This window comes from Vibrio rumoiensis, from assembly GCF_002218045.2.
In the GTDB taxonomy this organism is placed as follows: domain Bacteria; phylum Pseudomonadota; class Gammaproteobacteria; order Enterobacterales; family Vibrionaceae; genus Vibrio; species Vibrio rumoiensis.
The window spans coordinates 2,333,150-2,352,540 of record NZ_AP018685.1 but is presented as its reverse complement, the minus strand read 5'-3'; the positions used below and the strand labels follow the sequence as shown (position 1 = coordinate 2,352,540).

The window sequence follows — 19,391 nt, the reverse complement described above, 5'->3', positions numbered from 1 at the left end:
CATCCTAGAGATGTTTTAACAAAAGAATTTGCTTGGCGACCATAGCGCTTTGGACCCACCTGATTCCATGCCGAACTCAGAAGTGAAACGAAGTAGCGCCGATGGTAGTGTGGGGTTTCCCCATGTGAGAGTAGGACATCGCCAGGCTTTATTTTTAAGAGCCCGTTGAAAACAACGGGCTCTATTTCTCTCTAAAATAGATTGAAATAAAAAGTGAAGTAAAAATAGTAGTTTTAATTGAAAATACTATCTTGACTTTCATTTAGGATGACGTATTATACGCCTCCTGCTTACGACGCAAGTCGTTGAAAGCAATGCTCTTTAACAATTTAAACCTATCAATCTGTGTGGGCACTCGTTGATCATAATCAATATAGCTTCTTAGGAAGCAAAATGATTTCAATGAACTGAGTGACCAATCAGTTATTAGTTTACTAATAATTGGCACAGTCAATTCATTATCATTCTGTTGGAATGATAATAGCTTTAAATTACTTAGGTAGTTTGAAGTCAGTATTCGTTGAGTCACAAAATCTTAAATTGAAGAGTTTGATCATGGCTCAGATTGAACGCTGGCGGCAGGCCTAACACATGCAAGTCGAGCGGAAACGAGAAGTAGCTTGCTACTTCGGCGTCGAGCGGCGGACGGGTGAGTAATGCATAGGAAGTTGCCCAGTAGAGGGGGATAACCATTGGAAACGATGGCTAATACCGCATAACCTCTTCGGAGCAAAGCGGGGGACCTTCGGGCCTCGCGCTACTGGATACGCCTATGTGGGATTAGCTAGTTGGTGAGGTAATGGCTCACCAAGGCGACGATCCCTAGCTGGTCTGAGAGGATGATCAGCCACACTGGGACTGAGACACGGCCCAGACTCCTACGGGAGGCAGCAGTGGGGAATATTGCACAATGGGCGAAAGCCTGATGCAGCCATGCCGCGTGTATGAAGAAGGCCTTCGGGTTGTAAAGTACTTTCAGTTGTGAGGAAGGTTTCGTAGTTAATAACTGCGTTGCTTGACGTTAGCAACAGAAGAAGCACCGGCTAACTCCGTGCCAGCAGCCGCGGTAATACGGAGGGTGCGAGCGTTAATCGGAATTACTGGGCGTAAAGCGCATGCAGGTGGTTTGTTAAGTCAGATGTGAAAGCCCGGGGCTCAACCTCGGAAGGTCATTTGAAACTGGCAAACTAGAGTACTGTAGAGGGGGGTAGAATTTCAGGTGTAGCGGTGAAATGCGTAGAGATCTGAAGGAATACCAGTGGCGAAGGCGGCCCCCTGGACAGATACTGACACTCAGATGCGAAAGCGTGGGGAGCAAACAGGATTAGATACCCTGGTAGTCCACGCCGTAAACGATGTCTACTTGGAGGTTGTGGCCTTGAGCCGTGGCTTTCGGAGCTAACGCGTTAAGTAGACCGCCTGGGGAGTACGGTCGCAAGATTAAAACTCAAATGAATTGACGGGGGCCCGCACAAGCGGTGGAGCATGTGGTTTAATTCGATGCAACGCGAAGAACCTTACCTACTCTTGACATCCAGAGAACTTTCCAGAGATGGATTGGTGCCTTCGGGAACTCTGAGACAGGTGCTGCATGGCTGTCGTCAGCTCGTGTTGTGAAATGTTGGGTTAAGTCCCGCAACGAGCGCAACCCTTATCCTTGTTTGCCAGCGAGTAATGTCGGGAACTCCAGGGAGACTGCCGGTGATAAACCGGAGGAAGGTGGGGACGACGTCAAGTCATCATGGCCCTTACGAGTAGGGCTACACACGTGCTACAATGGCGCATACAGAGGGCAGCAAGCTAGCGATAGTGAGCGAATCCCAAAAAGTGCGTCGTAGTCCGGATTGGAGTCTGCAACTCGACTCCATGAAGTCGGAATCGCTAGTAATCGTGGATCAGAATGCCACGGTGAATACGTTCCCGGGCCTTGTACACACCGCCCGTCACACCATGGGAGTGGGCTGCAAAAGAAGTAGGTAGTTTAACCTTCGGGAGGACGCTTACCACTTTGTGGTTCATGACTGGGGTGAAGTCGTAACAAGGTAGCCCTAGGGGAACCTGGGGCTGGATCACCTCCTTATACGAAAGATTATTTTTGATGAGTACCCACACAGATTGATTAGGTTTATATAGAAAAGAGTTTTGAAAGCATCCCAATGCTTTCATAGTCCGTGTCCCGTTCGTCTAGAGGCCTAGGACACCGCCCTTTCACGGCGGTAACAGGGGTTCGACTCCCCTACGGGATACCATCTTTAAGCACACTTCCTGAAAAAGGGAATGTTTTTAAAAATGGTTTCGAAAGAAACTCTTTGCTCTTTAACAATTTGGAAAGCTGACTAGATAAACATTTTAATGTTTATCTTAATAAAAGTTCTCAATGTTTATCCTTGTGATAAACACAACAACACACATTCAAGTGTCTTGTATTCAAATCAATTGCTTGCAATTGATTCTATTGAGTCCGGCAAACGACAATTAAGATTACCCTCTTAATTGTCAAAAAACTAAAACCTTATTTAGTTGAACATACATTAAGACCCTTTTGGGTTGTATGGTTAAGTGAATAAGCGTACACGGTGGATGCCTAGGCAGTCAGAGGCGATGAAGGACGTATTAACTTGCGATAAGCGTAGATTAGGCAGTAAAAGCCACTTGAGTCTACGATTTCCGAATGGGGAAACCCACGTGCATAAGCACGTATTATTAACTGAATACATAGGTTAATAAGGCGAACTCGGGGAATTGAAACATCTAAGTACCCGAAGGAAGAGAAATCAACCGAGATTCCGAAAGTAGCGGCGAGCGAAATTGGATTAGCCCTTAAGCTTTATATACGTCAGGTGAAGGCTCTGGAAAGTGCCGCGATACAGGGTGATAGCCCCGTAACCGACAACGTATACTAAGTGAAAACGAGTAAGGCGGGACACGTGATATCCTGTCTGAACATGGGGGGACCATCCTCCAAGGCTAAATACTCCTGATTGACCGATAGTGAACCAGTACCGTGAGGGAAAGGCGAAAAGAACCCCTGTGAGGGGAGTGAAATAGAACCTGAAACCGTGTACGTACAAGCAGTAGGAGCACCTTCGTGGTGTGACTGCGTACCTTTTGTATAATGGGTCAGCGACTTATATTTAGTAGCAAGGTTAACCGTATAGGGGAGCCGTAGGGAAACCGAGTCTTAACTGGGCGTCGAGTTGCTAGGTATAGACCCGAAACCAGGTGATCTAGCCATGGGCAGGTTGAAGATTGAGTAACATCAATTGGAGGACCGAACCGACTAATGTTGAAAAATTAGCGGATGACTTGTGGCTAGGGGTGAAAGGCCAATCAAACCTGGAGATAGCTGGTTCTCCCCGAAAGCTATTTAGGTAGCGCCTCGGACGAATACTACTGGGGGTAGAGCACTGTTAAGGCTAGGGGGTCATCCCGACTTACCAACCCTTTGCAAACTCCGAATACCAGTAAGTAATATCCGGGAGACACACGGCGGGTGCTAACGTCCGTCGTGGAGAGGGAAACAACCCAGACCGCCAGCTAAGGTCCCAAAGTATAGCTAAGTGGGAAACGATGTGGGAAGGCTCAGACAGCCAGGATGTTGGCTTAGAAGCAGCCATCATTTAAAGAAAGCGTAATAGCTCACTGGTCGAGTCGGCCTGCGCGGAAGATGTAACGGGGCTAAGCTATACACCGAAGCTGCGGCATCATAGTTTACTATGATGGGTAGGGGAGCGTTCTGTAAGCCGTTGAAGGTGAACTGAGAAGTTTGCTGGAGGTATCAGAAGTGCGAATGCTGACATGAGTAACGATAAAGGGAGTGAAAAACTCCCTCGCCGGAAGACCAAGGGTTCCTGTCCAACGTTAATCGGGGCAGGGTAAGTCGACCCCTAAGGCGAGGCTGAAAAGCGTAGTCGATGGGAAACGGGTTAATATTCCCGTACTTCTTACAAATGCGATGGGGGGACGGAGAAGGCTAGGTGGGCCTGGCGATGGTTGTCCAGGTTCAAGTGCGTAGGCTAATTTCTTAGGTAAATCCGGGAAATTGTTAGGCTGAGACACGATGTCGAGCTACTACGGTAGTGAAGTCATTGATGCCATGCTTCCAGGAAAAGCCTCTAAGCTTCAGTTTGTAAGAAATCGTACCCCAAACCGACACAGGTGGTCGGGTAGAGAATACCAAGGCGCTTGAGAGAACTCGGGTGAAGGAACTAGGCAAAATGGTACCGTAACTTCGGGAGAAGGTACGCTCTAGCGGTGATGAGACTTGCTCTCTAAGCTGCCGGGAGTCGCAGATACCAGGTGGCTGCAACTGTTTATTAAAACACAGCACTGTGCAAAATCGTAAGATGACGTATACGGTGTGACGCCTGCCCGGTGCCGGAAGGTTAATTGATGGGGTTATCTTCGGAGAAGCTCTTGATCGAAGCCCCGGTAAACGGCGGCCGTAACTATAACGGTCCTAAGGTAGCGAAATTCCTTGTCGGGTAAGTTCCGACCTGCACGAATGGCGTAATGATGGCCACGCTGTCTCCACCCGAGACTCAGTGAAATTGAAATCGCTGTGAAGATGCAGTGTACCCGCGGCTAGACGGAAAGACCCCGTGAACCTTTACTACAGCTTGGCACTGAACATTGACCCTACATGTGTAGGATAGGTGGGAGACTTTGAAGCAATCACGCCAGTGGTTGTGGAGTCAACCTTGAAATACCACCCTTGTAGTGTTGATGTTCTAACTTAGCCCCATTATCTGGGGTGAGGACAGTGCCTGGTGGGTAGTTTGACTGGGGCGGTCTCCTCCCAAAGAGTAACGGAGGAGCACGAAGGTGGGCTAAACACGGTTGGACATCGTGTGGTTAGTGCAATGGCATAAGCCCGCTTGACTGCGAGAATGACAATTCGAGCAGGTGCGAAAGCAGGTCATAGTGATCCGGTGGTTCTGAATGGAAGGGCCATCGCTCAACGGATAAAAGGTACTCCGGGGATAACAGGCTGATACCGCCCAAGAGTTCATATCGACGGCGGTGTTTGGCACCTCGATGTCGGCTCATCACATCCTGGGGCTGAAGTCGGTCCCAAGGGTATGGCTGTTCGCCATTTAAAGTGGTACGCGAGCTGGGTTTAGAACGTCGTGAGACAGTTCGGTCCCTATTCGCCGTGGGCGTTGGAAGATTGAAGGGGCTGCTCCTAGTACGAGAGGACCGGAGTGGACGAACCTCTGGTGTTCGGGTTGTCATGCCAATGGCATTGCCCGGTAGCTAAGTTCGGAATCGATAAGTGCTGAAAGCATCTAAGCACGAAGCGAGCCCTAAGATGAGTCTTCCCTGGCGCTTTAAGCGTCCTAAAGGGTTGTTCGAGACTAGAACGTTGATAGGCAGGGTGTGTAAGTGCTGCGAGGCATTGAGCTAACCTGTACTAATTGCCCGTGAGGCTTAACCATACAACACCTAAAGGGTTTTGGTTGGACTGAATAGATATAAGACATACTTGAATGAGTGTGAGAACAAACAGCTTTCCGAATTAAGTTAAAGCATCCTAGAGATGTTTTAACAAAAGAATTTGCTTGGCGACCATAGCGCTTTGGACCCACCTGATTCCATGCCGAACTCAGAAGTGAAACGAAGTAGCGCCGATGGTAGTGTGGGGTTTCCCCATGTGAGAGTAGGACATCGCCAGGCTTTAAATTGCAACATACTGAATAGACACTGCGGAGTGGTAGTTCAGTTGGTTAGAATACCGGCCTGTCACGCCGGGGGTCGCGGGTTCGAGTCCCGTCCACTCCGCCACTTATTTTGAGAAACCTGATTCGAAAGAATCAGGTTTTTTTTCGTCTGTAGAAAATGGAGATCTTTATGATTATCGAGTGCGTTATAGATAGTGTCCATGACTACAAGGGAAATGGTTATGTATAAGTTAAAATAGATTGGTTACAGAGAGTTATTATCGTATGAGTGTGCTCATAGGAATAAAAAAGCCTAGGTAAATTAACCTAGGCTAGCTGATGTTATAGTATTTGCTTTAGAATTCGATCGGCTCTGACTCTTTTGATTGTTCGTAGTAGCCCTTGTACATCTTCTGAGTTTATTTAAGTGTCTTTATTTTAAGTCAGCTTTTAATTGTTGATTAAACTTGCGTACCCAGTGAATACTTTGAAAAGTTGCTTATTCGCGATTTAATTGTAAGTTTAACTCGTGAGGGGATCATGATGGATCTGCAATATTACTGCAGAACCATCAAATTTACGCGCAATGAGTATTATTGAATAACATCATCTTCATTGATAGATTGTGCAGGCTCTTCAAATATAGGAGATGCATTTTCGCGGATAGTTTGCGGCTCATCTATATTGTTATCATTTATTAGCTGTGAGTTATCATTAGCACCTGAATTAACGTCACTTGTAGCTACAGTATTCTTATTGATGGTTTCTTGTTTAATATCAGATGTGCTGTTTACGTATTTGAATGCTTTGACTACCTTAGTAACACCATCCACCTTTCTTGCAATATCAGCCGCTATTTGCGCTTCTTCTGCTGGGATGTTTCCGGTTAAAAAGACTTCTTTATTTTCTGTGGTCACTTTTACAGAGTATTTATCTAAACGATTTTCTGATAATAAGGCACTTTTTACTCGAGTCGTTAACCATATGTCATAACTTATTTGATCGAATGCGATAGGTTGGCCTATACGAATTTGATTATAAGTTTTTTTCACGCCTTGCAAGTTTTGCACATAACCTTCAACAGATTGCTTGTTATCATCATCAATTGCTTGACCCATAAGTAGTACTTCACCATTATTAACTTCCGAAGTTACTCTTATTTTTCCTTTATATTGAGGTGCTTGATTTAATGCATTGATATTTGATTTGATGTTTTTTTCTTGCCACTTCTGTTGCTGTGCACCTTCTTGGCTGCTTTGAGTTGTGACGCAGCCTGTGAGAAATAAGCTAGAGATACAAAGTGTGAGGATGGCTTTTTTCACAATACTTATCCTTCATGAGATGGGAAGATCACTTGGTCAATGAGGTCACATAGGCAGTGTAATGTCAGCATGTGCACCTCATGAATTCGGGCAGTGCGATGAGATGGGATGCGTATTTCTACATCAGATTCTCCTAGCAAGCCAGCTAACTCGCCACCATCTTTACCTGTAAATGCAATGATGGTCATATCCCGTGTTACAGCTGCTTCTACCGCTTTTATTATGTTGCTGCTGTTTCCACTGGTTGAAATGGCAATTAGAACATCTCCAGCTTGTCCAAATGCTCTCACTTGTTTTGAGAATATCTCTTGGTAGTGATAGTCATTGGCTATTGCCGTCAACGTTGATGTATCTGCGGTAAGTGCCATTGCGGGAAGGCTTGGTCTTTCTGTTTCAAATCGATTTAAAAGGCAAGATACGAATTGCTGTGCATTGGCTGCTGAGCCACCATTGCCGCAGCAAAGTATTTTATTGCCATTGAGCAAACTACTTACCATCGCCTGTGCTGCGTGAGTAATAGCATCTGGTAGCGATTCTGCTGCAGCAATTTGAATTTGAATGCTTTCTTTGAAGCTGTCGTTAATGCTTTCTAGCATCATTTATCCTTGGGTGATTGCATTTTGTATCCAATTAATATCGTTGCCATTTTGGTGAATGGCAATGACATCAAAACGAAATGAAGTTTTTTCGATTGATAATGACTGTCTATTTAGCCAGAACATGGCTGTTTTTATTAGCTTCTGACTTTTTTGATAAGTAACCATTTCTGCTGCATGGCCATATCGTTGGTTAGACCGATATTTGACTTCGATAAATACGATCGTGTTTTTATCTTTCATGATCAGATCTATTTCGCCAAAGCGGCTATTTATATTTTTATCAATCAATTTAAGTCCCTGACCAGCTAAGTAGTTGCTGGCCAGAGCTTCATATTGAGAACCTACGTCTCGATTATTCTTGTTCTTTAGACTGAAAATCGGCATGTTCAGCCCAGCTTAACTCTCGTTGAACAACACATTGGTCATTGATACTTAAAATACCGGTTTGTCCTTGATATTTATAACTTTGAACAACCTTCATTGTTGGGAGCTGTGCTAAGAGGCTGTATGAATCCATTCCTAGTGCATGTAAGCGCTTTTCTGTATTGCTACTATTTGGCCATTGAGCTTCATACTCATTTATCGCGGTATTATCTTTATCTAATAGCATTGGAATATCGCTGAATACAATCCCGCTGACGTCTTGATATGCACGCGCTTTACCATTGTTACTACTAGAGTTTGAGAATAACTTAGGTGGTTTAGCATCAGGGTTAATTGCGACTTCGATAAATGGTTTTAGTAATGTTAGCTCTGAACGATTTGCGATGATGTAGACGGAGTCAATGTCTCTGCGGCTACGGGCTTCCGTTTCCATGTCCATATTCGTGATTTGTTTAACTTGATTGATTCTAGCTTGGCTATCCGATAAACCGAATGCATCTTTGACATTTTTTTGTAACTCAGAGCGATTACCAAATGGTGCTGTGGCTGTTTTCGTATTACTCAAAGAATTCCATTTTTGGTTAAATGCTTCTGTAATTCGCTCACCTAATTTGCCTTTTGGTGCTAAAACGAGAGGGTATTTAAAGCCTGACTCAAATAGATGTTTAGCTGCTTGAGCACCTTCTTGCTCTGGCGATAGGGTTAAATAGCAAACTTGTGACCCTTGTTCGAGCTCATCAGGAAAGTTAAGCGCAAGCATTGGGATTGAATCAGCATTGATGCCTTGCAATTGATCAACATTATCTTTGATCAATGGGCCAATGATGAAGTCAGTGTTGTTTGCTTTTAATGTATTATAAATATCTTGTAAGCTTTGAGTTGATGTATCGTAAATAGTCATTTTTAGTGCAGGGTCTTTATCGACATCATTTGTCATAGAATGCATAAATCCATCACGAATCAATTTTGCAGGTTTCTCATACTTTCCTGATAGAGGTAGTAAAACTGCAACATTTTTAGGTGTGGAAATATCTAAATCTAATATTTTTTGTACATCTTCAGGTGTATGAGTGACGATCGGGTGGCTAATGTTGAGAGCAAACCATTGTTGTAACTCAGTTTGAAGACCTGATGGATTATTTAACTTCGTTTTCATTTGGGTTGCTACGTATAACCAGCCTTTCAACTCGCTCTCACTTGGTTGAGCACTGAGTTGAACAATTTCATTTTTAGAGTATTGCTCTAAGTTATTCCAAATACGTTTATCGGTTGATTCTTGTTTGTTAACTGGTTGAAATTCTTTGTAGGCGATCCATTCGCGATCAGCGTTGAAATAATCACGAATATCTTCAAAAAGTTTGGCACGTTGTTGACGGTAGTTTTGCCATTGAATGTCAGCTAACTGCCATTGATCTTTAAAGTTCAATTCTTTTAGCGCGGTCTCAGAGTCAACCGTTGCTGCGGTAATTTGAGCTTTTGCCATCTGCCATTCGGCTTGCTGCATATCGTTCAATGGTAATTGTACGATACGTTTAAGTAAGGTTTGACCTTGGTCGTAATTTTTTTCAACGACCGCGGCTTTTAGAGCCATGATGAATAAATCAGTCTGTTCAGTTGAAGGTTTAGTTTCATTTGCCTTATTGGTATAGGCAAGTGAGGTTTGCGCCGGTGGGGCGGTAATATCAACTTTATCTGATTCAGATGTAAGTGATGAACACGCTGATACTAATAACATCAAGGCGATGGATGTAAATAAGCGTGGTACACTGAAGCTCTTATGATTCATAATTTGCATGCGTTTTATTCTTTTTGTGAAAGATTGACTCTATATTAATCGCTCAAGTGACGGTAAACAAATGATAGATAACAAAACTGCTCTTTTAGAGTGCCCAGCCCTGTATATTGTTCCTACACCCATCGGTAATTTAGGCGATATCACTCAACGTTCATTAGATATTTTAAATCAAGTTGACCTGATTGCGGCTGAAGATACAAGACATTCAGGCCGTTTACTCTCTCATTTCGGCATATCAACTAAGACATACGCATTGCATGATCATAATGAGCAGCAAAAAGCACAAGTGTTAGTTGATAAAGTATTAGCAGGAGAGTCGATAGCATTAATTTCTGATGCTGGCACGCCACTAATTAGTGATCCAGGATATCACCTTGTGACGAAATGTCGTCAAGCTGGAGTAAAAGTTGTGCCATTACCTGGAGCCTGTGCGGTAATCACTGCATTGAGTGCTTCAGGGTTGCCGTCGGATCGTTTTAGCTTTGAAGGTTTTCTACCCGCTAAAAGTAAAGGACGTAAAGATAAATTACTAGAGATTAGTAAAGCAGAGCGAACTTGTATCTTTTACGAATCCCCGCATCGTATTAATGATTGTTTAGATGATATGTTAGCGGTTCTTGGTCCGGAACGTGAGGTCGTGCTCGCACGTGAATTAACCAAAACCTTTGAAACCATTTATGGGGCTCCTTTAGGTGAGCTTATTGAATGGTTAAATGAGGATGATAACCGTAAGCGCGGAGAGATGGTCATTCTTATCCATGGTTATCGAGAAGATAAAATTGCGGATGCGTTACCAGATGATGCATTGAGAACGTTGAAGATATTGACTCAAGAATTACCGCTGAAAAAAGCTGCCGCACTTGTTGCTGAGATACATAATTTGAAAAAAAATGCCTTATACAAATGGGGGTTAGATAATTTAGACTAATTTAACGTTTGGGTATTTAAGGTGATAAATATGTCTGTTGTTTATGTTTCCTGTCCTGTCAGCCATCAGATCCATGTGTTTACCATGGCTTTGAATGGTGAATTAGATTTATTGCAAGTTGTTGATACCGGTGGTGAGGTTCAACCTACCACTATTAGCGCTGATAAGCAGTACTTATACGCGACAATACGACCAGACTTTGCAGTACTGAGTTATAAAATTGAAAGCGATGGTCGTCTTACGCAGATCGGCCGCGCGCCCTTACCATCAAGTGGTACTGCTAGTTGTTTAGATACCAGTGGTCAGTTTTTATTGATCGCCTCTTATGCGGGGCATTGTGTGAGTGTCTGTAGGTTGGGAGCTGATGGAATTGCTCAGACTCCTCATCAAGTGATTAATAATTTAACCAACGCTCATTGTGTTGCGGCGCTAAATGATAATTTTATTTTAGTCTCATGTTTAGGCGATGATTTGATTCGCGGGTATCAACTCGACTTACGTGGAAAACTACATGCTGACGATGCCCAAACTTTTCAAACTGAAGCAGGAGCTGGCCCAAGGCACATCACAGTTCATCCCGACGGAGAGCAGTTTTTTGTCATTAATGAATTAAATGGTGACATCCTATGGTATCAAGCTAACACCAGAGAGCGTCAAAGAGATTGGCTGCAAGTTCAAAAACTTTCCTATATGAATCAAAGTTCAACGTTTGTGCATAAAGCAGCGGATATCACTTTAAGTGCTAACGGGCAGTTTTTATATGTAACAGAGCGTAGTTTAAATACACTCGCTTGCTTTGAAGTCGATTACTCTAAGAAAGAGCTCTATTTACGCTTTCAACGCCCTACCGAGCATTTTCCTCGAGGATTTTGTCTTGATCCAAGTGGGACATTTCTAATCATTGCGGGTCAACTATCCCATCATATCAGTGTTGAACAAATTAATTCAGCAACAGGTGATTGGCAGCATTTATACCGTTATCCGGTTGGAGATGAGCCAATGTGGATCCGAATGCTTTGAATTTCTTGTCTTCTAAGGTGAGGTGCGTATAATCCGCGTCGGAGTTGACTGGATAGTCGCTGCTTCGTTGATGTCCTTACTGGTTTTTATTTCGGTAAAAATGAGTGGGAGACTGTCGAAGGGGAGGAAAGTCCGGGCTTCAAAGAGCAGGGTGCCAGGTAACGCCTGGGGAGCGTGAGCTCACGACAAGTGCAGCAGAGAGAAAACCGCCGATGACGCTATTCTTCATTTCTTCGGAAGTAAGAAGCGAACAGGTAAGGGTGAAAGGGTGCGGTAAGAGCGCACCGTACGTCTGGTAACAGTTCGTAGCAAGGTAAACTCCACCCGAAGCAAGACCAAATAGGCCCTCACATTGCGTTGCTCGCGTAAGGGGGCGGGTAGGTTGCTTGAGCCAGTGAGCGATTGCTGGCCTAGACGAATGGCTATCGCCGCGCAAGCGGAGACAGAACCCGGCTTATGATGTCAACTCCAACTTTTTAATTAACCCATTGCAGTTTTCTGCGATGGGTTTTTTTATGAATTTGTTTATCCAATATCGGCCTTTTGACGTGCTGTTAACGATTCTAGCTAGAATTAGCATAAACTAGGCTAAATAACCGCATAATATCCGCTGATTTCTTGCGTTGCGCGGCCGACATGAATATCCTAAGCCCTTCACATTAAATTGAGCAATGAACCCTATGACCAATACCTTTCAACACGTTTCTGTACTCCTAAATGAATCGATAGACGGATTGAATATCAAGCCAAATGGTACCTATATTGACGGCACGTTTGGTCGTGGTGGTCATAGCAGAACAATCTTATCTCAATTAGGGCCTGAAGGTCGTTTGTATAGTATCGACCGAGATCCACAAGCGATTGCCGAAGCGAAAAAGATCGACGATCCTCGCTTTACGATTATCCATGGCCCTTTTTCTGGTATTCAATCTTATGCCGAGCAATATCAACTTGTTGGTAAGGTTGATGGCGTATTATTCGACCTTGGAGTGTCATCCCCGCAACTTGATGATGCGGATCGTGGCTTCAGCTTCATGAAAGATGGCCCTCTTGATATGCGTATGGATCCAACAACAGGTCAGTCCGCTGCTGAATGGTTAGCTGAGGCTGAACTGGATGATATTACGTGGGTGCTGCGTGAGTTTGGTGAGGAGAAGCATGCGAGACGTATTGCTCGTGGTTTAGTTGAATATCGCGAAAACCCTGAAAATGAGCCATTGATGAGAACCAGTCAACTTGCCAAGCTTATTTCCGATGTAGCACCTAAGAATTTTAAAGAAAAGAAGCATCCTGCGACGCGCAGCTTTCAAGCCATTCGAATTTACATTAACAGTGAATTAGAAGAAATCGACTTTGCCCTCAAAGGGGCGATGAATATTTTAGCGCCAGAAGGTCGTTTGTCGGTGATCAGCTTCCACTCGTTAGAAGATCGTATGGTGAAACGTTTTATGCGCCGTGAAAGTCAAGGCCCTCAAGTACCTCATGGTATTCCGATGACGGAAGATCAAATTAAGGCGCTTGGTTCGGCGAATATGAAAACAATAGGCAAAGCCATTAAACCTTCAAAATCAGAAGTTGAAGTGAATACTCGTTCACGTAGCTCCGTATTACGTATTGCTGAAAAGTTATGATAAACAAACAACCACCAACTTTAATTCGTAGCATATGGAACGATCTTATTTCCGTAGGTCGGGTGCCATTAATATTGTTGTTTCTTATTTTTGCCAGCTCAATTGCGGTGGTATTGACGACTTATAACACTCGTCATCAAATTACTTTACGTGATGAACTATTAGAAAGTAGAGAAAAGCTTGATAGTGAGTGGCGTAACTTAATTTTGGAAGAGAATGCGCTTGCAGAGCATACTCGAGTTCAGAGAATCGCAGTGAAAGATCTTGATATGAAGCGTCCTGATTCCGATAAAGAAGTGGTTGTGAACTTGAAATGAAGAAGCCTGAAAATAAAAAAACAGTGAAGAAAAATAAAAAGCCAGTAAATAAAAAGGTTTCAACTCAAACATCTTCTATTTTGATCTCGTGGCGCTACAACCTTGTTGTTGGTTTTATTGTGCTCGCTCTTTTTGTGCTGGTGGCTCGAACTGCTTATATCCAGGTGTTCGAACCAGATCAATTAATTCAGCAGGCAGATATGCGTTCGGTTCGCGTTAAAGCGATTGCTACGGCTCGTGGCATTATCTCTGATCGCAATGGTGAGCAGCTTGCGGTAAGTGTACCAGTTCAAGCGGTGTGGGCTGATCCGGCCACCATTATAAAAGCCAATGGTTTAGATGAACTTGATCGTTGGTACGCATTGGCTAACGTTCTTGGATTAGATCAAAAAGGTCTAGTTCGCAAGATCGAACAAAATAAAAATAAACGATTCATTTACTTACAACGCCAAGTTAGCCCTGCTATGTCTAAATACGTAAAAGAGCTAAAACTGCCAGGCATTGGTTTGAAAGATGAATCTCGTCGTTTCTATCCCGCGGGTGAAGTGAGTGCTCATGTCGTTGGTGTGACCGGAATTGATGGCCATGGTCTTGAGGGCATGGAACGCAGCTTTGATGACTGGCTAACAGGTGAAGCGGGTAAGCGAACTATTCGAAAAGACCGCTTTGGTCGTGTTGTCGAAAACATTTCTTTAAAAACACAAGAGCCGGGTAAGCCTTTACAGTTAACAATAGACCAACGATTACAAGCCATTTCATATCGTGCGATTAAACAAGCCGTTGCTGATTTCCGAGCAACATCCGGTACTGTGGTGCTGATTGATGTGAAAACGGGTAATGTGCTTGCGATGGTCAATGCGCCTTCTTATAACCCCAATAATCGTGATCAGCTACAAAGTTTTAGAATGCGTAACCGTGCGTTGACGGACTCGATTGAGCCGGGTTCAACCATGAAGCCATTTGTGATCTTAGCGGGTTTAGATAAAGGGATTATTGATGATAAAACGATCATAGATACCGGTAATGGCATAATGAGAGTCGGTGGTAGCCGAGTTCGTGATTCAGAGGCGGCAGGTAAAGCAGATCTGACTACAATTTTGAAGAAATCCAGTAACGTTGGTATTGCTACGATTGCATTAAAAATGGATGTGAAAGAGATTCTTGCTATGTATAGCGCTGTTGGCTTTGGCAACGTTTCTGGGCTTAGGTTGCCAGGTGAAGTGACCGGTATTTTCCCTGATCGCCGTCGTTGGTCTCCATTTGAAGAAGCTACACTCGCGTTTGGTTATGGTATCTCAGTTACACCACTGCAATTGGCTCATGCTTATGCCACCTTGGGAAATATGGGCGTGAACAAACCTCTAAATATCTTGAAAGGCGGGACACCAGGACGTACTTTCAGAGCTGCGGATGCGGATGCGGCACGTAAGGTTATTAATATGCTTGAGCAAGTGACGCATAAGGGCGGCACTGCTCGTTCAGCTAAAGTGCCTGGTTATCGTGTTGGGGCGAAAACGGGGACGTCCCGTAAAGCAAAAGCGGGGGGGTATAGTGATCAATATGTAGCACTGACGGCGGGTATTGCGCCAATCAGTGATCCTCGTTTAGCGCTTGTTGTAGTCGTGAATGAACCACAAGGTGATAAGTTCTATGGTGGTTCGGTCGCAGGGCCTGTTTTTTCTGAAATTATGAAAGGGGCTCTGCAAATTATGAATGTCACACCGGATGCGACGCCTGAATCAGAGGTCGGAGAATAAAATCTATGGCTAAATTACTTTCTGATTTATTACAACCTTGGATTGAATTGGATGCGGATTTTTCAATCTGTGTTGATAATTTACAACTAGATAGCCGCAAAGTATCTAGTGGCGATGTATTTGTTGCGATTAAAGGACATGCGGTCGATGGGCGCTTATTTATTGATAAAGCCATTGCATCAGGTGCCATTGCGATTATTGCCGATGCTGATCATCTGCACCCTGATCAGTACATTGAAAAACGAGAATCTATCCCTGTTATTTATTTAGATAATATTGGATCTCAACTTTCATTATTAGCGGGACGTTTGTATCAATTCTCCCCGATGAAACTGATTGGTATTACGGGCACCAATGGTAAAACCACTATTTCACAGTTAATTGCTCAATGGATCGATTTAGTGGGTCAAAAAGCCGCTGTGATGGGAACGACGGGGAATGGCTTTCTTAATGATTTGAAACCTGCAGCAAACACGACTGGTAATGCCATTGAAATTCAACAAACATTAAGTCAATTACAACAACAAGGCGCGCAATATACCGCACTAGAAGTGTCTTCACATGGTTTAGTTCAAGGGCGAGTCAAATCGTTGCCTTTTGCTGCGGCCGCATTTACTAACCTTAGCCGTGATCATCTTGATTATCACGGTACGATGGAAGAGTACGCGGAAGCAAAGTTCAGTTTATTTTCTCAGCACGATTGTCAGCATAAAATTATCAATGCTGATGACGCCATTGGCCAGCAATGGTTAAAGCGCTTGCCTGATGCCATTTCTATTTCACTATATAAACCAGAAAAAGTGCCAACACATAAATCTTTGTGGGCCGATAAAGTACTTTATTCTGATAATGGAATTTCATTGCAGCTCAATGGAGATTGGGGCAAAACTCAATTTCAGGCGCCTTTAATAGGTGCTTTTAATGCCAGTAATTTACTGGTGGCATTGGCAACGTTGTTAAGTCTAGGTTTTGAGTTAGATCAACTCGTTCAAGTGGCTCCTCAATTGACACCTGTTATTGGTCGTATGGAGCTTTTTCAGTCCCCGAAAGCGCAAGCCAAAATTGTCGTTGATTATGCACACACACCAGATGCACTTGAGAAAGCGTTGATGGCATTGAGAGTACATTGCCAAGGGAAATTATGGTCAATCTTTGGTTGTGGCGGTGATCGTGATACAGGAAAACGCCCAATGATGACCGAGATTTCTGAACGACTGGCCGATGAATCCATTATTACTGATGATAATCCGCGCTCAGAAGATCCCAGTCAAATCGTTGCCGATATGTTGCAAGGTGCGATAAATCCTGAACACATTCACGTGATCCACTCCCGTTATCAAGCTTGTGAGTATGCTCTTCAGCAAGCGAGTGAGAACGATATTATTTTATTAGCGGGCAAAGGCCATGAAGATTATCAAATCATCGATGGCAAAACTGTGCATTATTCTGACCGCGAAACCGCTCAAGCTTTATTAGGATTACCGTTATGATCCCATTTTCTCTCCAGCAACTCGCACAAATAACATCGGGTACCGTTATTGGTGAAAATACCGAGATTATCTCGGTGACTACCGATACTCGCCAAGTTGAATCGGGCGCTTTATTTATTGCTTTAATTGGTGAGCGTTTTGATGCCCATGATTTTTGCCAACAAGCGCTTGATTGTGGCGCGAAGGCATTATTAGTCTCTAGAAAACTTGATCTGAATATTAGTCAAGTGGTGGTTGAAGATACCCAAAAAGCGCTGGGCCAGTTAGGGCAATGGATGCATCAACAATCAACAGCCAAAACCTTAGCTCTTACCGGTAGTTGTGGGAAAACCACAGTCAAAGAAATGTTAGCCGCTATTTTAAAACAAAAGGGGCAAGTTCTCGCGACGGCAGGAAACTTTAATAATGAGATTGGCGTCCCTTTGACTCTTTTGCGAAGTGAACGTAATGATGATTATGCTGTAATTGAATTAGGGGCGAACCACCAAGGTGAAATCGCTTATACCACTAGTTTGGTTCAACCTGATATTGCTTTAGTCAACAATGTTGCCGCTGCACATCTAGAGGGCTTTGGTTCTATTGAAGGCGTAGCAAAAGCAAAAGGTGAAATTTATCAAGGGCTGGATTCAGGTGGTTATGCCGTTGTCAATTTAGACAGCAATGGCTTGCCTGGTTGGCATTCGGTTCTGGAAGATAAAAACGTCATTACTTTTTCGATGAATAATAATGAGGCAGATTTTTACCCCGAGCAAATCGAGGTGAATCAACGTGGAGAAGCTTCATTTATCCTTGTGTGCCCTTTGGGTAAAAAAACGGTGTGTTTACCAATGATTGGTGAGCATAATATTAGTAATGCTTTAGCCGCTGCGGCAATGGCCATTCAAGCTGGCGCAACATTAGATGAAGTCGTGAGCGGTTTGCAAATGCCAAGCCATGTTAAAGGCCGAGTTGAAGCGATTGATCTTACCGATACAATTCGCATTATTGATGATAGTTATAATGCCAGCGTTCCTGCGATGAAGGCGGCTGTTGATTTATTAGCAAATTATCAAGGTAAACGTTGGCTCATTTTAGGTTATATGGCTGAGCTCGGTGCAGAAAGCCAAGCCTTACATAAAGAAGTCGGCGAACATGCCGCGCAATATAATTTTGACTATGTCCTCACTTTTGGCGAGGATACCGCAATCATTAGCCAGCTTTGCCAGCAAGCGCATGATTTATCGACTTGTGGTAAACACTTTGCAACTCATAGCGCTATGATTGATTTTATTAAGCAGCACTTACCTAACCAACAACTAGAAATGCAAGCAGAAGAAAAACATACTTTACTGATCAAAGGAGCAAATAGCTCTAAAATGAGTCAGGTTGTTGCTGCTTTGAAGGAGATTTACGCATGATTATCTGGCTCGCAGAACTGTTACAGCCATATTTATCCTTTTTCCGATTGTTTGAATACCTCTCTTTTAGAGCCATTTTAAGCATTTTAACGGCTTTAGGTTTATCACTTTGGATGGGCCCTAAATTAATTCAACGTTTGCAACTTTTACAAATTGGCCAAGTCGTCCGTAATGATGGGCCTGAGTCTCACTTTAGCAAACGTGGCACCCCAACCATGGGCGGTGTGATGATCTTGGCTGCTATTACGGCGACGGTGTTTTTATGGGCAGATTTATCTAATCCTTATGTTTGGGCCGTCATGGCGGTACTACTTGGTTATGGTGTGGTCGGTTTTGTCGATGATTATCGTAAAGTCGTTCGTAAAAATACCGATGGATTAATTGCTCGTTGGAAGTATTTCTGGCAGTCGGTGATTGCGTTTGGTGTTGCCTTTGCTTTATATGCAATGGGTAAAGATACATCAGCAACGCAGCTGGTGGTTCCTTTCTTTAAAGACGTGATGCCTCAACTTGGTTTGATGTATATCGTTTTAACATACTTTGTCATCGTTGGGACGAGTAATGCAGTTAACTTAACGGATGGCCTGGACGGACTGGCGATTTTGCCAACTGTGTTAGTCTCTGCAGGTTTTGCTGTCATTGCTTGGGCTACTAGTAATGTGAACTTTTCAGAATACCTCCATATTCCATATGTCCCTTATGCTAGCGAATTAGTTGTGGTTTGTACTGCCATTGTCGGGGCAGGGTTAGGTTTCTTATGGTTTAACACCTATCCAGCACAAGTGTTCATGGGCGATGTTGGTTCATTAGCACTTGGTGGCGCCTTAGGGACGATTGCTGTTTTGGTTCGTCAAGAATTTGTATTGGTGATCATGGGTGGGGTATTTGTGATGGAAACCTTGTCGGTTATTTTGCAAGTCGGCTCCTATAAATTACGTGGTCAGCGCATCTTCCGTATGGCGCCGATTCACCATCACTATGAATTGAAAGGCTGGCCAGAGCCGCGCGTGATCGTGCGTTTTTGGATAATCTCGATCGTACTAGTACTGATTGGCTTGGCAACTCTGAAAGTTCGTTAATTTTTATAGGAT

12 protein-coding genes, 2 tRNA genes, 4 rRNA genes and 1 other RNA gene are annotated in these 19,391 nt (G+C 43.7%); 15 read left to right on the top strand and 4 right to left on the bottom strand.

The features are described from left to right. Positions 1-31: 31 nt before the first annotated feature. From rrf (VRUMOI_RS10715) to VRUMOI_RS10690, 6 genes are all read left to right on the top strand, one after another. Positions 32-147 (top strand): 5S ribosomal RNA (gene rrf, locus VRUMOI_RS10715). A 390-nt stretch (positions 148-537) separates the two neighbouring features. Continuing rightward, positions 538-2,080, top strand: a 16S ribosomal RNA gene (locus VRUMOI_RS10710). Positions 2,081-2,173: 93 nt separating this feature from the next. Then, positions 2,174-2,249, top strand: a tRNA-Glu gene (locus VRUMOI_RS10705). A gap of 304 nt (positions 2,250-2,553) precedes the next feature. Then, positions 2,554-5,438, top strand: a 23S ribosomal RNA gene (locus tag VRUMOI_RS10700). A gap of 122 nt (positions 5,439-5,560) precedes the next feature. Further along, positions 5,561-5,676: ribosomal RNA gene (gene rrf / locus VRUMOI_RS10695) — 5S ribosomal RNA — on the top strand. The 16S, 23S and 5S rRNA genes sit together here with 2 tRNA genes alongside, the layout of an rRNA operon. Before the next feature lie 31 nt (positions 5,677-5,707). Beyond that, positions 5,708-5,784: transfer RNA gene (locus VRUMOI_RS10690), tRNA-Asp, on the top strand. 469 nt (positions 5,785-6,253) lie between these two features. On the opposite strand, the gene VRUMOI_RS10685 is transcribed toward VRUMOI_RS10690, so the two are convergent. The 4 genes from VRUMOI_RS10685 to VRUMOI_RS10670 are packed head-to-tail and all read right to left on the bottom strand — an operon-like array spanning position 6,254 to position 9,760. Beyond that, positions 6,254-6,982 (bottom strand): BON domain-containing protein, encoded by a 729-nt coding sequence (locus tag VRUMOI_RS10685; protein WP_089138418.1) that lies wholly within the window; start codon positions 6,980-6,982, stop codon positions 6,254-6,256. 5 nt (positions 6,983-6,987) lie between these two features. Next, entirely contained in the window at positions 6,988-7,578 is a 591-nt protein-coding gene (locus VRUMOI_RS10680; protein WP_089138485.1) for a phosphoheptose isomerase, read from the bottom strand. A gap of 3 nt (positions 7,579-7,581) precedes the next feature. Then, complete coding sequence (locus VRUMOI_RS10675) at positions 7,582-7,965, bottom strand: YraN family protein (protein WP_089138419.1); 384 nt, start codon at positions 7,963-7,965, stop codon at positions 7,582-7,584. Then, entirely contained in the window at positions 7,934-9,760 is a 1,827-nt protein-coding gene (locus tag VRUMOI_RS10670; protein ID WP_089138420.1) for a penicillin-binding protein activator, read from the bottom strand. Before VRUMOI_RS10670 ends, VRUMOI_RS10675 begins: the two co-directional genes overlap by 32 nt. A 61-nt stretch (positions 9,761-9,821) precedes the next feature. Between VRUMOI_RS10670 and rsmI the strand changes: the two genes are divergently transcribed. The 9 genes from rsmI (at position 9,822) to mraY (ending at position 19,379) form a co-directional block, all read left to right on the top strand. Further along, positions 9,822-10,688, top strand: a complete 867-nt coding sequence (gene rsmI, locus VRUMOI_RS10665) for a 16S rRNA (cytidine(1402)-2'-O)-methyltransferase (protein WP_089138421.1) — start codon at positions 9,822-9,824, stop codon at positions 10,686-10,688. A gap of 30 nt (positions 10,689-10,718) precedes the next feature. Then, positions 10,719-11,708, top strand: coding sequence for a beta-propeller fold lactonase family protein (locus VRUMOI_RS10660; protein ID WP_089138422.1), 990 nt, complete (start codon positions 10,719-10,721; stop codon positions 11,706-11,708). Positions 11,709-11,748: 40 nt separating this feature from the next. Next, an RNA gene (rnpB, locus tag VRUMOI_RS10655) (RNase P RNA component class A) lies at positions 11,749-12,182 on the top strand. 206 nt (positions 12,183-12,388) lie between these two features. Then, positions 12,389-13,339 (top strand): 16S rRNA (cytosine(1402)-N(4))-methyltransferase RsmH, encoded by a 951-nt coding sequence (gene rsmH / locus VRUMOI_RS10650; protein WP_089138423.1) that lies wholly within the window; start codon positions 12,389-12,391, stop codon positions 13,337-13,339. Then, the gene (gene ftsL / locus VRUMOI_RS10645) at positions 13,336-13,656 is read left to right on the top strand and encodes a cell division protein FtsL (RefSeq protein WP_089138424.1); all 321 of its coding nucleotides are present in this window, start codon (positions 13,336-13,338) and stop codon (positions 13,654-13,656) included. The genes rsmH and ftsL overlap by 4 nt, the downstream gene beginning before the upstream one ends. Beyond that, positions 13,653-15,413 (top strand): penicillin-binding transpeptidase domain-containing protein, encoded by a 1,761-nt coding sequence (locus VRUMOI_RS10640; RefSeq protein WP_089138425.1) that lies wholly within the window; start codon positions 13,653-13,655, stop codon positions 15,411-15,413. The genes ftsL and VRUMOI_RS10640 overlap by 4 nt, the downstream gene beginning before the upstream one ends. 5 nt (positions 15,414-15,418) lie before the next feature. Continuing rightward, the gene (gene murE, locus VRUMOI_RS10635) at positions 15,419-16,903 is read left to right on the top strand and encodes a UDP-N-acetylmuramoyl-L-alanyl-D-glutamate--2,6-diaminopimelate ligase (protein ID WP_089138426.1); all 1,485 of its coding nucleotides are present in this window, start codon (positions 15,419-15,421) and stop codon (positions 16,901-16,903) included. Beyond that, on the top strand, positions 16,900-18,300 hold the full coding sequence (gene murF, locus VRUMOI_RS10630) for a UDP-N-acetylmuramoyl-tripeptide--D-alanyl-D-alanine ligase (RefSeq protein ID WP_089138427.1): 1,401 nt from the start codon (positions 16,900-16,902) through the stop codon (positions 18,298-18,300). Before murE ends, murF begins: the two co-directional genes overlap by 4 nt. Next, positions 18,297-19,379 carry a phospho-N-acetylmuramoyl-pentapeptide-transferase gene (mraY, locus tag VRUMOI_RS10625; RefSeq protein WP_089138428.1) on the top strand — a complete coding sequence of 361 codons (1,083 nt, stop codon included), beginning with the start codon at positions 18,297-18,299 and terminating at the stop codon, positions 19,377-19,379. The genes murF and mraY overlap by 4 nt, the downstream gene beginning before the upstream one ends. The last annotated feature ends 12 nt before the right edge of the window (positions 19,380-19,391 follow it).

Bases quoted from the DNA above. Each gene is read 5' to 3' on its own strand.
- VRUMOI_RS10680 (WP_089138485.1), bottom strand. From the start codon at position 7,578: ATGCTAGAAAGCATTAACGACAGCTTCAAAGAAAGCATTCAAATTCAA.
- VRUMOI_RS10675 (WP_089138419.1), bottom strand. From the start codon at position 7,965: ATGCCGATTTTCAGTCTAAAGAACAAGAATAATCGAGACGTAGGTTCT.
- VRUMOI_RS10670 (WP_089138420.1), bottom strand. From the start codon at position 9,760: ATGCAAATTATGAATCATAAGAGCTTCAGTGTACCACGCTTATTTACA.
- rsmI (WP_089138421.1), top strand. From the start codon at position 9,822: ATGATAGATAACAAAACTGCTCTTTTAGAGTGCCCAGCCCTGTATATT.
- VRUMOI_RS10660 (WP_089138422.1), top strand. From the start codon at position 10,719: ATGTCTGTTGTTTATGTTTCCTGTCCTGTCAGCCATCAGATCCATGTG.
- rsmH (WP_089138423.1), top strand. From the start codon at position 12,389: ATGACCAATACCTTTCAACACGTTTCTGTACTCCTAAATGAATCGATA.
- ftsL (WP_089138424.1), top strand. From the start codon at position 13,336: ATGATAAACAAACAACCACCAACTTTAATTCGTAGCATATGGAACGAT.
- VRUMOI_RS10640 (WP_089138425.1), top strand. From the start codon at position 13,653: ATGAAGAAGCCTGAAAATAAAAAAACAGTGAAGAAAAATAAAAAGCCA.
- murE (WP_089138426.1), top strand. From the start codon at position 15,419: ATGGCTAAATTACTTTCTGATTTATTACAACCTTGGATTGAATTGGAT.
- murF (WP_089138427.1), top strand. From the start codon at position 16,900: ATGATCCCATTTTCTCTCCAGCAACTCGCACAAATAACATCGGGTACC.
- mraY (WP_089138428.1), top strand. From the start codon at position 18,297: ATGATTATCTGGCTCGCAGAACTGTTACAGCCATATTTATCCTTTTTC.